Source organism: Blautia sp. OM07-19 (assembly GCF_003481595.1).
GTDB lineage: Bacteria > Bacillota > Clostridia > Lachnospirales > Lachnospiraceae > Blautia_A > Blautia_A intestinihominis.
The window spans coordinates 1-13,839 of record NZ_QULA01000005.1 but is presented as its reverse complement, the minus strand read 5'-3'; the positions used below and the strand labels follow the sequence as shown (position 1 = coordinate 13,839).

The window sequence follows — 13,839 nt, the reverse complement described above, 5'->3', positions numbered from 1 at the left end:
AAAACTGCTGCAAAAATTCACTTCAGAATCTCTGCAGCATTTTACCTGTTCTTATTTATAAATAACCACCGGCATACCGGTTTCTACGTTCTGATACAACTCCCGTGCCGCTTCTTCAGACAGGACAATACAGCCCTCTGTACTGCTCCAGTCCGTCATATCTGAACTGAAATCTGTCTCTGACGAACTTCCAAAACTGTCTGCTTCACTTTCCGTTGCCGTCCCAGGTTCAAATCCCGGATCACCATAGATTCCAAGATCATCTGTAAAAGACATCCAGCAATCCACCGTCATATTTCCAACTGCCTGCTGGTTTTTCTTTTCTTCGATCGAATAAACTCCATCCGGTGTACTGCTGCTGATCGCGATCCCGGTATCTACAACAGGATTTCCACTCTTGTAAAGTACAAGCCTGCGGTCAGTAAGATTGACTTCCACATAAGAATATCCGATATCATTCGTGTCGCGGCTCGCCGCTTCCTGTGCATATACCGGCTCTCTCACCTGTGTTTTCTTATCCATGATCGCCTGATACAAAGCATCCGCTTCTTTCGGCTGGTCGATCAGCCATCCATAAGTGCCACCGGATACGGTGACCTCTCTGTTGTCATAAGTTGAAAAAGAACGCTCTATACCCACTGTATCATATTTTGATGCCAGCTGTCCAACATAAGATGCAATTGCGCTGTGATCCAGCATCAGATTTCCATCCTCATCACGGCTGAGCCATTCCTTGATCAAGGTACGATCAACCGTTTCCTTGCGGTCACTGAAATCATAGGTGACCACAACATCAGTAAGCTCATTCATCTGCTCGCAGTCTTCTGTCAGTTCATCACCATATACTGCAGGATCTACATAGCAGCCATCCACATCAAGATCTACCAGCGTTCTTCCTGTCGTAACTGCATTGGAAATGTCTTTCTGCAATTTTTCTTTGTCGATCTTTGTTCCTTCTACTTCCGGTACGACCTCAAATCCGTCATCATTTTGCTTTATGTATGCATCGTAAGGTTCCTGATTGTCCTTCATACAGTTCAGACTATCGATGACCTGCTCAAATTTGTCCTGATCATAAGTAACAGATGATGGAACCTCCCAGGATTTGTGCTGGCTGAATGCGAGGAACCACTGAAAGCGCTTCTGTTCATGGAGCATTCGGTTCACGCTTCCATCAGAAGTATATTTCAGATCGATCTCATCTGCTGAAATACTCTCCCGACCGTTTCCTCTGGTCTGAATAGCCAGAATATATACACTGGTTTCTTCTGCCAGAAGTTTCTCTGTTTCTTCCTGTGTCATGTAAGAGCAGTTAAAACCGTTTACCTGTGTTCCCGGCAGGAAATGTTCTGTAAAATAATATACTCCAAAAAAGTAGGCACCGATGGTCAGTAAAAACAGCACAACAATGAAGCCTACCAGTATCTTTCTTTCTCTGCTCATCCCTGTGTTTTCTTCTGCCATGATGCCTCCTTTATAGCTCCTGTCTTATTCAGCCAAAAGTTTCTCTACGCTTGCGAGTTTGACGCAGACAACGAATACTTCTGCTGCTTTGGCAAGTTCGTCAATTGGCGGGAAGGACGGTGCAATACGGATATTGCTGTCTTTCGGGTCTTTGCCATATGGATAAGTTGCTCCTGCACCTGTCATGACAACGCCTGCTTCTTTTGCTTTGGCAACGATTGCTTTGGCACAGCCATCCATGGATTCGAAGGAAATGAAGTATCCACCCTTCGGTGTTGTCCAGCTTCCGATTCCAAGTCCGCCGAGTTCTTTTTCAAGGGTGGACTCTACCATCTCGAATTTCGGGCGAAGGATTGCTGCATGTTTGCTCATGTGTGCATGAACACCGTCCAGGTTCTTGAAGAATCTTACGTGACGAAGCTGGTTCAGTTTGTCATGTCCGATCGTCTGAACAGTCATATATTTGCGGAAATCATCCAGGTTTGCTTTGGATGCTGCTACTGCTGCGATACCGGAACCCGGGAAGCTGATCTTGGATGTGGAAGTAAATTTGTAAACAATGTCAGGATTGCCTGCTTTTGCACATTCTTCCAGGATCTCAAGAAGGAAATCCTGTTTCTCTTCTCCATCATAAAGATGATGTACGCTGTAAGCATTGTCCCAGTAGATACGGAAATCCGGTGCTGCCGGTTTCAGGCGTGCAAAGCGCTTAACTGTTTCTTCTGAATAAGTGTAGCCCTGCGGGTTGGAGTATTTCGGAACACACCAGATACCTTTGATCGCAGGATCTTCGCTTACAAGTTTCTCAACCATATCCATGTCCGGACCCTGTGGAGTCATCGGAACATTGATCATCTCGATTCCGAAGAATTCTGTAACTTTGAAATGACGGTCATATCCCGGAACAGGACAGAGGAATTTTACTTTGTCAAGTTTGCACCATGGAGTGTTTCCCATAACGCCATGAGTCATGGAACGTGCTACGGTATCAAACATAACGTTCAGACTGGAAGTACCATAAATGATGATGTTCTCCGGAGATACTTCAGAGATTTCTCCAAGAAGGCGTTTGGCTTCCGGGATACCATCCATAACACCGTAGTTACGGCAGTCTACACCTGTTTCGCATTTCAGGTCTGCGCTGCTTGACAGAACATCCATCAATCCCATGGAAAGATCAAGCTGGTCAGCCGCCGGTTTACCACGAGACATATCCAGGGCAAGTCCCTGTGCCTTGATCTCTGCATACTGCTGATCCAGTTCCTTCTTCAGAGCAAGAAGCTGTTCTCTGCTCATTTCACTGTACTTCTGCATAATTTGTCCTCCTCGTGCCGCTTCCAGAATCCTGTACCGGCATAATATAAATTTCTTTTTTCTTTTGATATCTAATATTACTATCCCGTCTATTTTAGTATGCTAAATTCCCGCTTGTCAAGCCCTGCTGCCCCTGTATTTTAAAAAAAATTTTCTCGAATCAGTGTGATAAAGTGTGAATTCTGCATAAAGTCCCCTGCTTATACACAAAACGCCACAGTTTTACTTGCAGAATTTCGTTGTTTCACCTATACTGAATAGGCAGGAATATCCTGAATGTTTCTATTAAATGTAATAAAAGAAAGGTTATCATATATATGTGGATTGCAAATGACTGGAAAGAATACGAAGTAATTGACACTTCCTGTGGAGAAAAGCTGGAACGCTGGGGTAAATATACTCTGGTCCGTCCGGATCCGCAGGTTATCTGGGACACTCCGAAGGTAAGCCGTGGATGGAAAAACATGAACGCCCACTACCACAGAAGCAAAAAAGGCGGCGGTGAATGGGAATTCTTTGACCTCCCTCAGCAGTGGGATCTCCATTACAAAGATCTTACTTTCCATCTGAAACCGTTCAGTTTCAAACACACCGGACTTTTCCCGGAGCAGGCTGTCAACTGGGATTGGTTTGGTGACAAGATCCGTAATGCAGGCCGTCCGATCAAAGTGCTGAACCTTTTTGCCTACACAGGCGGTGCAACTCTGGCTGCCGCTGCTGCCGGTGCACAGGTTACCCACGTAGACGCTTCCAAAGGAATGGTCAACTGGGCGAAGGAAAACGCTGCCGCTTCCGGACTTTCTGACGCACCGATCCGCTGGCTGGTGGACGACTGTGTGAAATTTGTGGAGCGTGAGATCCGTCGTGGCAATCACTACGATGCGATCATCATGGACCCGCCGTCCTACGGACGTGGACCGAAGGGTGAGATCTGGAAGATCGAGGAGGCGATCCATCCTCTGATCAAGCTCTGCGTGAAACTTTTAAGCCCGAACCCGCTATTTTTCCTCATCAACTCCTACACCACAGGTCTGGCTCCTGCCGTACTGACTTATATGCTGGCAACCGAGCTGAAAGACTTCGACGGACATGTTGACTCCCAGGAGATCGGACTTCCGGTAACCTCCAACGGACTGGTACTTCCATGTGGTGCTTCCGGACGCTGGGAGGCGAAATAATGAAGGAAGAAAAATCCAAGGACGCTCTTCCCTACACCTGTACTCCGGCTTATGACCGCAGCAGTTGTGGGAACTGTGTCTGTGCAACCTGTTACGAGCAGGAATTCTGCGATCGCTGCAGTTCCTGCAAAGAACTTTCTCACAAAAAAGACGCCTGTGGACGTTACGAAGGCGCGTATTGCTACTAATAGCACAACAGGAGATGCTGACATGATCGATCGTCAGCATCTCCTGTTTTTTATAAATTTGTTTTGCGTTCTTTCGGGAAGGTCATGGTGATCTCGGTTCCTTTGCCAACTTCGCTGAGCATCTTGAGTGTGCCGCCGAGGAAGGTAACGCCATGTTTCACGATCGACAGGCCCAGTCCAGTGCCGCCGATGGATTTGGAGTGGCTTTTGTCTACGCGATAGAAGCGTTCGAAGACTCTGCTGCGGTCTTCTCTCGGGATTCCGATGCCGTTGTCTTTGACGCGGATCTCTACGCTTTCTCCAAGATCCTGCAGATGGATGCTTACCGTACCGTCATCTCTGTTATACTTGATTCCGTTATCACACAAATTATAGATCACTTCTTCCAGTATCGGGCGAACTGTACAGAAGACCAGTTTCTCGCCGTCAATAAAGAGATGTACGTTCTTCTTTGCTGCGATTTCTTTCAGGTTTCCGCAGACATTCTTTGCTACGGCATATGCATCTACTTTTTCCCACTCATATGGGTTTTCTCCCTCGTCAAGCTGTGAGATCTTGATGGTATCTTCCACAAGATGGATCAGTCTCTGTGCTTCCCGGTAAATCCTTCCGGCAAACTTCCGAATGTCTTCTTCCTGTACCAGACCGCCCTCTATGATCTCTGCAAAACCAGAGATAGATGTCAATGGTGTCTTGAGTTCATGTGATACATTTGCAGAAAATTCTCTCCGCAGGTTCTCCCTCTCCATCTTTTCGGTTTCATTGACAAGAAGCAGAACTGCACCTGCAACTTTAGTATCTCTGAATACCGGATTGGCGATAAGCTGAACATATTCGCCATCCAGCTGCAGCATCGCACTGCCATGACGACCGCCCAGGACTTCCTCGATCACCTTGCGGAAATCCTCATTCCTGTCAAGAGAATAAACGCTTTCTCCTGTCTTTGGTTCCCGTACCTGGAACATTCTCCATACACTGGAATTCCCAGAAAGAATGATCGTATATGCATCAATGACCAGCAGTCCTTCCTGCATGTTTTCGGTGATGATCTGGAATTCTTCCTGGTTTCGGCGTGCCGTTTCAAGCTGTGTCTGGATCTGGCGGTTCTGCTTATGGATCCTGCTGAGGAGCGGACCCACTTCCTCATAGATCTGGTTTTCTTCCGGGTGATCCAGATCCAGTTCGTTGATCGGTTTAACGATATTTGCAGACATACGCGCCGCTGCGAATCCTGCAAGGAACAACATTATGACTGCAATACAAAGAACCGGGGGAACAAGCTGAAGCATCAGTGCAAAGACAGAAGACTGTGTGCCTGCCACACGAAGGACAGAACCATTGGTAAGCTTTAATGCATAATAAACTGTCTTTTCAGACAGTGTCTTTGACATTCGTTCCGCATATCCGCTCCCATTTTCCAGTGCTTCCTGAACTTCTTTACGATCGTTGTGGTTTTCCATGGAAGATGCATCTGCCTGGCTGTCATAAAGTACCGTTCCTGACGCATCCATATAGGTAATACGGGCGTCTTTCTGCTTTATCTGTTCCAGATAATCAACGCCGCTTTGTTCTACCCCATACGCCAGATAGGAAGCTTCTTTCTCGAGCTCCCCATCTAACTGCTTTCCAAAATATTGATACAAAACGCCCAGTACAAAGGCACTTCCCAGTATCAGGATCATTGCTGAAGCCAGGACAGTTGATCTGAATATCTTTTTTGTCAAGCCTGGTTTCCTCCCATTTGATGTTCATTGTTTCTGTGGCTGCCGGTGATCGCATATTCAACCCATTCTGCGATATTCACCGCATGGTCTCCGATACGCTCCATATATTTGGCCGTCATAAGGAGATCAAGTCCTGCTTTTGCATCCAGGTTCTGGTACATCAGTGTCGCCAGTTCTTCCTTGACCTGATTAAAAGCGTCATCTACCTGGTCATCATCATCAATGACTTTGCGGCAGAGTTTCAGATCTTTTTTTACAAACGCATCGACGCTTTCTGTCACCATGCGGACAGTCATTTCTGCCATCTTTCCGATCAGTTCCGGAACCTCCACATGATTCGTCTCGATAAACTGAGAAAGATCAGCGATATCCGCCGCCTGGTCTCCGATACGCTCCATGTCTGAGATCATTTTGAGTGCTGCTGAAACCTCTCGCAGATCTCTTGCCACAGGCTGCTGGTGAAGCAAAATACGCATGCAGTGATTCTCGATCTCTCGCTCTTTTGTATCGATTTCTCTGTCTGTATCGAAGATCTCTCTGATACAGTTCTCGCCACGGATCGCTCTGTTTGAAAGTGAGATCACCTTCTCACAGAGACTTCCCATTGTGATCATCTGTACATGAAGTTCTTCAAGCTGCCGTTCGAAATGTGTTGTCATGATCAACCAAACCTCCCTGTAATATAATCCTCGGTTCTTTTATCCTTCGGCATAGAAAACAAGGTATCTGTATCATTAAATTCTACCACTTCTCCCAGAAGGAAGAAAGCTGTTTTGTCAGAAATTCGAGTTGCCTGCTGCATGTTATGAGTAACGATCACGATCGTATAATCGCCCTTCAGTTCCATTGCAAGTTCCTCGATCTTGGATGTGGAGATCGGGTCGAGTGCGGAGGTCGGCTCATCCATCAAAAGGACTTCCGGCTGTACTGCCAGTGCTCTTGCAATGCAGAGTCTCTGCTGCTGTCCACCGGACATTCCGAGGGCACTTTTCTTTAATCTGTCTTTTACTTCGTCCCAGATTGCAGCGTCACGGAGAGATTTTTCAACGATCTCATCCAGTTTTGCCTTGGAACGGATCCCGTGTGTTCTCGGTCCATATGCAATGTTATCGTAAATGCTCATCGGAAACGGATTCGGCTTCTGGAATACCATTCCGACTCTTTTACGGAGAACATTGACATCCATATCACCGTAGATATCTTCGCCGTCAAGCTCTACTCTTCCGGTGATCTTACATCCTTCTACAAGGTCATTCATACGGTTCAGAGACTTCAGAAGTGTGGATTTACCACATCCACTCGGTCCGATAAAAGCAGTAATTTCTTTTTCCGGAATATGCATATTGATGTCTTTCAGCGCATGAAATTTTCCATAAAAAAGGTTCATATCTTCGATTGAAAGTTTAATATTATCACTCATTTTCTGTTATCCTTTCGCGATACATTTTGCCACCATACCGGATAAACCGTTGATGAGCAGTACAAATAAGAGAATCACAACTGCTGTCGCAGATGCCTGGTTCATATGAAGACCTTCGCTGGAAAGTACATACATATGAAGTGCCAGTGTACGTCCGGATCCCATCAGATTCGGAACCTGTGCAACCGTTCCTGAAGTATAGAGGAGTGCTGCTGTTTCACCAATGATACGTCCAATTGCAAGAATGATACCGGCAAGGATTCCCGGTACTGCGGAAGGAAGTACGATCGTAAAAATAGTACGGAGTTTACCTGCTCCAAGTCCGAAACTTGCCTCTCTGTAGGAGTCCGGAACAGCTTTTAATGCTTCTTCAGAAGTACGCATGATAAGTGGAAGCACCATGATGACCAGGGTACATGCGCCTGCCAGGAGTGACATTCCCCAGTGGAGTGCTGTTACAAAAAACAGCATACCAAACAGACCAAATACGATAGACGGAATACCGGAAAGTGTCTCGGCTGTGATACGGATGATCTGTACCAGTTTGTTTCCTTTTTTTGCATATTCTACCAGGTAGATTGCTGCGAAGATTCCAAGCGGTGCGGCAATCACGAGGGATAAAGCAGTCATGATAAAGGTATTTATCAGAGACGGCATCAGAGAAACATTATCAGAAGTATATTCCAGGCTGAAAAGGCTTGGTGTCAGATATGGAATACCTTTGACAAGGATGTATGCCACCAGGAAGATCAGCACGGAAAAAGTAACGATTGCTGCTCCTACAGTGAGAAGTGCAAGCACTCCTGAGCCTGGATGACGCAGGTAGGAACGGATACGGTCCGCTGTTGATGTCTGATTTCTTTTTTTCATATTTTCCACCGTCGGATCTATTGCTGCTGCATTAGTTTGCATGTTCTGACCTCCTGTTCAGCAGAGAAAGACTCAGGTTGATGATCAGAATGAATACAAAAAGTACCACTCCTGTTGCGATCAGTGCTTCTCTGTGAAGGCCTGTCGCATAACCCATTTCTGTTACGATATTTGCAGTCATTGTTCGAAGTCCTTTGAGCAGTCCTGCAGGCATTCTTGCCTGGTTTCCGGCTACCATGATGACCGCCATTGTCTCACCGATCGCACGTCCGATTCCAAGGACAACTGCTGCGAGAATACCGGATTTTGCTGCCGGGAGCATGACCATAAAGATGCTTCTTTCTTTTGTTGCACCCAGTGCCAGGGAGCCTTCATAATAGCTTTCCGGTACACTTCTGAGTGCAGATTCTGTAGGTCCAATGATCGTCGGAAGGATCATGATCGCCAGAAGAAGGGACGCTGCCAGCCAGCTTGTTCCTGTTCCACCGAAGGTGTTTCGGATCAGCGGTACCATCAGTACCAGACCGAAGAAACCATATACGATGGATGGAACACCTGCCATCAGTTCAATTCCTGATTTCAGCGGCCGGTAAATTTTTTGTGGACAGTAGCGTGCCATGAACACGGATGTAAACAATGCGATCGGAACACCGATCAGGATTGCTCCGCCTGTTACATAAATGCTGGCGATGATCATCGGGAAAATTCCGAATTTATCGTTGGATGGTTTCCAGGTTGTTCCAAGAAGGAACTTCACTGGTCCGATCTTTGCGATGGCAGGAAGTCCGTTCGCAAACAGGAACAGACAGATCAGAAATACTGCCAGAACGGATGCACAGGCTGCGACCATAAATACGACTTTCATAGCCTGTTCTTTAAATTTATTCATACAGGACTCTTCCTCTCTCCTAAATAAACATACAAGAAGCCCGGCAAACCGAGCCTCTGTTCTGTCACTCTGTATCTTCTGTCTTACTTAGCCAGGTCTTCCCAAGTGGTGGTTTCACCTGTAAAGATGGATTTCACCTGATCACTGGTCAGATCATCAATATCGTTTGAAGTGTTTACTACAACTGCGATACCGTCTCTTGCGATCTCAGTTGCTGTAAGGTTTTCGCTTGTCTCTTCATCTTTGAGGTCACGGGATGCCATACCGATGTCGCAGATTCCTTCTGCTGCGGATGTGATACCTGTTGTGGAATCGCTCTGCTGTACTTCTACAGTGATCTTTCCGCCGTTTGCTTTTTCGTATGCTTCTTTCAGTTTTTCCATAACCGGTGTTACAGAAGAAGAACCAGCTACAACAACTTTACCTTCTGCCTCGCTCTGCTCGTAAGCTGCTGCATCATCTGCTACTTTGATGTATCCGTTGTCTTCTACGATCTGCTGTCCGTCAGAGCTCATGATGTAGTTTTCGAAATCCTGAGCTGCATCGCTGAGGCTGTCAGTTGTTATGATATTGAACGGACGGGATACTTTGTATGTATCGTTTGCAACGTTTTCTGCGGATGCTTCTGCACCGTCGATCTTGACTGCTTTTACTGTGTCATTCAGAGAACCAAGGGAAATGTATCCGATCGCATTCTCATCACCAGCTACTGTTGTCATCATAACGGAAGTGCTGTTTGTGATGCTTGCATCCTCTGTTGTCATATCTACTTTTTCATCGCCCTGTTTTTCTTCAATTCCAAACAGTTCGATAAATGCTCCTCTTGTACCTGAACCGTCTTCACGGGAAATTACATCAATTGTTCCGCTTGCTGCGCTTGCTACAGATGCAAATGCGGTTGTTCCAATAAGTGCTGCTGTTACGATTGCGAGAAATTTTTTCTTCATAATAATAAATCTCCTCTTTATTTTGCTTTATTTAATTTTTTGTTTTCCTCATTGACAACTGCAATTATATGAACGCAAAGTAAAATGCAAAATCGTAACCTTGTAAAATCTTTGTAAAAAGCTCCGGGTAAAAATCTTTGACCTGCATCTCAAATATCGTTATAATGAAGCTATATCTGATTCTACTTTTAATGAAATAACAGGAAAGGTACTTATTATTATGAGAAAAATAACGATTATGAACACAGACCTTGAACTTTCACCTATGGGAATGGGATGTGTGAATGCCGGGATCAAATGGGATGGCGAGGATGCTTTCAGGATTTTTGATGCTTTTCTTGATATGGGCGGTACTGTTTACGATACTGCCCGTGTATATTCTGACTGGATCCCATCTGAGATCGGACGCAGCGAACGTGTCCTTGGTCAGTGGCTCCGCCAGAGTGAAAAGCGTCACGACATCGTCCTTCTCTCCAAGGGCGGTCATCCGGATATGACTCCTTCTGTCCCGGATATGCACGCTTCCAGGATTTCTGCCGAAAATATGCGTAAGGATCTGGAACTTTCTCTTACTGCACTTGGTACAGATTATATTGATATTTATTTTTATCACAGAGATAATGAGGCGATTCCTGCCGGAGAACTGATCGAGATCATGGAAGAATTCCGCAAAGAAGGCAAAATCCGCTACTACGCATGCTCTAACTGGAGCACTGCCCGCATGAAAGAAGCAGATGCTTACGCCGCTTCCAAAGGATATCGTGGATTTGTCGCAAACGAAGCTCTGTTCAACATTGGTTCTGCTTCCATGCGTCCGCTCGCAGATGATACCCTGGCTGTCATGAATCAGGAAATGCAGCAATATCATGTCGAAAATCCGCAGAATCTGGCTATGCCGTATATGTCCGTTTGCAGTGGATTTTTCCACAAATTATATGCAGGCGGGGCTGATGCTGTGAGAAATTCTGAATACTACACTTCTGAGAATCTTAAGGCTGCTGAAGGGCTCCACGGACTGATGGAGGAATACCAGATTTCTCTTACACAGGCAGTCCTTGGTTATCTCACCTGCCGTGATTTCACCTGCCTGCCGCTCTATGGACCGAGAAATGCAGAGGACCTCAGGGAAGCAATGGAAACCTTCTCTATTCCATTCCTTAAAGAATATTATCCGGAAGTATAATAATATAGAAAGAAAGCCCGCAGTTCCATTCTCTTCTGAACTGCGGGCTCTGTTCTTTTATTTCAGACCATACCGTTTACTGTTTTGTACTTATACAGCATTTCTGCGTGATTCTGTTCTTCTACCTGGATATCAGCAAGCAGCTTACGCACGCCGCTGTCACCGAAAGCAAAAACTTCTGAATTATATTCTCCTGATACCAGTTTCTCTGTTGCAATACAGTCTGTTGCCAGAAAAGCATCCTGCTGTTTGTCCTCCGGGGAACTCATGGCTGTGTAGGTTGCTTTTGGCTGGTAATCTCTTCCGTCACTGTCGTTGCAGTTGCACTGCGGCACTTCGCCGTTCAGTACACGTTCCAGTGAATCGTAATGCTCTCTCTCCTTCTGCTGCAGCGTCTGGAAAAGATTTTTCAGTTCAGGATCTTTGGCCTGCTGTGCATATCTTCCGTATTTCTCAATACAGCTTTTTTCCTGTGTCTGTAGATCCTGGATCGTTGTGCGTTCTTTTTCTTTTAATATCATCGTATCTGCTTCCTCTCTTTCATTTTGCAATACGATGACAGTATCTGCCGTGATGGGAGATTTTATGCGTTTTTTCCAAGGATAATTTTAATAAGAAGCTTATCCAGCATGATCGTGCGGTTCCATGGGTTGAGGATCACACCTTCGATCCCATCAGTCCGGAGTGCGGTCTCAAACAATTTGTCGATGTCCGTCAGAAATGTGGATTTGACGCTGCCGCCGCCTTTCAGTTCTTCTTCAAAGCTGGTAAATGCTGCCCACCAGTTTCTGCCATCATCTGTTTTGATCGCTTCCAGGCGGATCTGGTCGTCGCCTTTTGGCGGTTCTACCGCGATGATGAGCTGGCCGCCTTCTTTCATTCGGCGGCGGATCACGGTAAGAGCATGCGCCAGCATCTCCTGCGTGGTTTCCTTTTGAAGCCCTGCAATTGCCTCTTCTATTTTTTCGTTGCCCTGTAAGCCTTTGTCTGTGTTGTTGTTCATGTTTCTTTTCCTTCTTTTTATATAATTACCTGGTAGTTACAAAATATTTTTTAATTCTTCCAGTTTGTAAATGATGTGATCTGCCACTTTTCCACCATTCTCTCTCGTATTCATGGACTTATCCCCAGAGTGCACAAACCAGCATGTGGACATTCCATATGCCTGTCCACCGGCAATATCTGCTGTCAGAGAATCTCCGATCATCATACATTCTGATGGATGAATTCCGGAAAAATCTTTCATGCATCCATCAAAAAACTGCTTCCCCGGTTTATCCGCACCAATCTTTTCTGATACAAAACAATGAGAAAAATATCTGAGCATATCTGCGCTTCTGAGACGGTTGATCTGCTGATCATAAGGGCCATTACTTGCGGCACATAAGAAGTAATCCTTTTTATATAGATATTCCAGAATTTCTTTCGCACCTTCTACCGGAACGGCGGTCAGATGAAGCAGTCTGCGGAATTCTTTTTCCATCTCTACACCATCCGCCTGCAATCCAAGATGTGCAAGGATCGCCTGCCAACGTACATAAAAAAGATCATCCATTGTCAGTTCTCTACGCTCAATCTTCTGCCAGATCTTGTTATTTTCCTCTGTAAAAACAGAAAACATTTCCGTTCTGTATTCCAGTCCTGCCTTCTGAAAACATTGCTCCATCCCCCACGCAGCCCCCGCGTCAAAATCCAGCAGCGTATTGTCAATGTCCAGAAAGAGGACTTTTATCTCATGGTTCATATTGTCTTTCCTCTTGACTTTTTTACATTTACCATAACATATATCCTCTATGTTTCCAAGAAAAAAAAGAGCTGGCGCTTCACGATTTTTTAATCGTTGAAGCGTCAGCTCCTTTCTAAATCAATAATCAAAATTATCAATATTGGATGTTACAAACAGGGAAAAATCTTCGTCCATATCTACTGTCAGAAGAGTATCATTGTTTACAAGTCCACTGAATGTACCGCTGAATTTCCTTCCATTAAAGATCTCTCCTGAAATCTTTACCTCTGTGATCTGTCTGTCATCTGGAAGGATTTCTGCTGTTTCTGAACTGCTTGTTCGGATGTCTCCAACCTCAAGTTCTTTATCCCCATTGTAGGTTACGTGTATATTTTCCAGGGTAAAAGCTGTACTGTTTTTGATCGTGATATAAGATGCTTCTGTGTCAAATGCCTGAACGACCTTGGATTCCCTTGTACTTACTGTACAGAAAGCAATGAATGCAACTGCCAGAAGTAATGCTAAAATCTTTGAATTTTTCTTCATGAATACTCATCTTTCCTTCTATTATTTTAATTTTTTGTTTTATTGATACTTGTATTGAATCAAAAAATCATTATACATGCTACATGTACTATCATAACACTTCACAGAACATTTTCCTATTCACGAAATAGACAAAATCCCACACCAAATATCACAGAAAATCGTAAACATGAAGTATTTTTAAGATTCTGTAAAATGTCCGTCAAACCTCAGTAAATGCTATTGTTTTCTGAAAATTGCAGTGTTATACTTCACAGCGTCAACTGTGAACGAACAATCAGGCCTGTGTATCTTTCCAGTTTCATTACATTTTTACTATATTTCCCTTATGGTGAACTACTCGGCAACAAGTTACCAGAGCATCTGAAATCTGGCGGGATACCGCCTTTT

15 protein-coding genes are annotated in these 13,839 nt (G+C 45.0%); 3 read left to right on the top strand and 12 right to left on the bottom strand.

Annotated features, from left to right (window positions below):
- Positions 1 to 51: 51 nt before the first annotated feature.
- Together DXC01_RS05270 and DXC01_RS05265 are read right to left on the bottom strand one after the other, a co-directional pair.
- The gene (locus tag DXC01_RS05270) at positions 52 to 1,464 is read right to left on the bottom strand and encodes a L,D-transpeptidase family protein (RefSeq protein ID WP_118698455.1); all 1,413 of its coding nucleotides are present in this window, start codon (positions 1,462 to 1,464) and stop codon (positions 52 to 54) included.
- A 24-nt stretch (positions 1,465 to 1,488) separates the two neighbouring features.
- Positions 1,489 to 2,778, bottom strand: a complete 1,290-nt coding sequence (locus DXC01_RS05265; protein ID WP_022214099.1) for a transcriptional regulator — start codon at positions 2,776 to 2,778, stop codon at positions 1,489 to 1,491.
- Between the two features lie 317 nt (positions 2,779 to 3,095).
- Here DXC01_RS05265 and DXC01_RS05260 point away from each other — a divergent pair, with 317 nt between their 5' ends.
- The gene (locus DXC01_RS05260; RefSeq protein ID WP_118251883.1) at positions 3,096 to 3,956 is read left to right on the top strand and encodes a class I SAM-dependent methyltransferase; all 861 of its coding nucleotides are present in this window, start codon (positions 3,096 to 3,098) and stop codon (positions 3,954 to 3,956) included.
- Positions 3,956 to 4,144: a hypothetical protein gene (locus tag DXC01_RS05255; RefSeq protein ID WP_022214101.1), complete on the top strand. Its 189-nt coding sequence runs from the start codon at positions 3,956 to 3,958 to the stop codon at positions 4,142 to 4,144. Before DXC01_RS05260 ends, DXC01_RS05255 begins: the two co-directional genes overlap by 1 nt.
- A gap of 50 nt (positions 4,145 to 4,194) precedes the next feature.
- Here the strand turns inward: DXC01_RS05255 and DXC01_RS05250 are convergent, their stop codons facing one another.
- The 6 genes from DXC01_RS05250 to DXC01_RS05225 form a co-directional block, all read right to left on the bottom strand.
- Entirely contained in the window at positions 4,195 to 5,868 is a 1,674-nt protein-coding gene (locus tag DXC01_RS05250) for a sensor histidine kinase (RefSeq protein WP_118698454.1), read from the bottom strand.
- Complete coding sequence (phoU, locus tag DXC01_RS05245) at positions 5,865 to 6,527, bottom strand: phosphate signaling complex protein PhoU (protein WP_118698453.1); 663 nt, start codon at positions 6,525 to 6,527, stop codon at positions 5,865 to 5,867. The genes DXC01_RS05250 and phoU overlap by 4 nt, the downstream gene beginning before the upstream one ends.
- 2 nt (positions 6,528 to 6,529) lie before the next feature.
- Positions 6,530 to 7,288, bottom strand: coding sequence for a phosphate ABC transporter ATP-binding protein PstB (gene pstB, locus DXC01_RS05240; protein ID WP_118698452.1), 759 nt, complete (start codon positions 7,286 to 7,288; stop codon positions 6,530 to 6,532).
- Positions 7,289 to 7,294: 6 nt separating this feature from the next.
- Complete coding sequence (gene pstA, locus DXC01_RS05235; RefSeq protein WP_118698500.1) at positions 7,295 to 8,158, bottom strand: phosphate ABC transporter permease PstA; 864 nt, start codon at positions 8,156 to 8,158, stop codon at positions 7,295 to 7,297.
- A 31-nt stretch (positions 8,159 to 8,189) separates the two neighbouring features.
- Positions 8,190 to 9,047 carry a phosphate ABC transporter permease subunit PstC gene (gene pstC, locus DXC01_RS05230; protein WP_022214106.1) on the bottom strand — a complete coding sequence of 286 codons (858 nt, stop codon included), beginning with the start codon at positions 9,045 to 9,047 and terminating at the stop codon, positions 8,190 to 8,192.
- A gap of 83 nt (positions 9,048 to 9,130) precedes the next feature.
- On the bottom strand, positions 9,131 to 9,994 hold the full coding sequence (locus DXC01_RS05225; RefSeq protein ID WP_118698451.1) for a substrate-binding domain-containing protein: 864 nt from the start codon (positions 9,992 to 9,994) through the stop codon (positions 9,131 to 9,133).
- Between the two features lie 220 nt (positions 9,995 to 10,214).
- Here DXC01_RS05225 and DXC01_RS05220 point away from each other — a divergent pair, with 220 nt between their 5' ends.
- Positions 10,215 to 11,177 carry an aldo/keto reductase gene (locus DXC01_RS05220; protein WP_118698450.1) on the top strand — a complete coding sequence of 321 codons (963 nt, stop codon included), beginning with the start codon at positions 10,215 to 10,217 and terminating at the stop codon, positions 11,175 to 11,177.
- A gap of 62 nt (positions 11,178 to 11,239) precedes the next feature.
- On the opposite strand, the gene DXC01_RS05215 is transcribed toward DXC01_RS05220, so the two are convergent.
- From DXC01_RS05215 to DXC01_RS05200, 4 genes are all read right to left on the bottom strand, one after another.
- Entirely contained in the window at positions 11,240 to 11,698 is a 459-nt protein-coding gene (locus DXC01_RS05215) for a ferritin-like domain-containing protein (protein ID WP_022214109.1), read from the bottom strand.
- A gap of 62 nt (positions 11,699 to 11,760) precedes the next feature.
- The gene (locus DXC01_RS05210) at positions 11,761 to 12,180 is read right to left on the bottom strand and encodes an SseB family protein (protein WP_022214110.1); all 420 of its coding nucleotides are present in this window, start codon (positions 12,178 to 12,180) and stop codon (positions 11,761 to 11,763) included.
- 36 nt (positions 12,181 to 12,216) lie between these two features.
- The gene (locus DXC01_RS05205) at positions 12,217 to 12,921 is read right to left on the bottom strand and encodes an HAD family hydrolase (protein ID WP_118698449.1); all 705 of its coding nucleotides are present in this window, start codon (positions 12,919 to 12,921) and stop codon (positions 12,217 to 12,219) included.
- A 120-nt stretch (positions 12,922 to 13,041) separates the two neighbouring features.
- Positions 13,042 to 13,449, bottom strand: a complete 408-nt coding sequence (locus DXC01_RS05200; RefSeq protein WP_118698448.1) for a DUF5300 family protein — start codon at positions 13,447 to 13,449, stop codon at positions 13,042 to 13,044.
- Positions 13,450 to 13,839 lie beyond the last annotated feature (390 nt).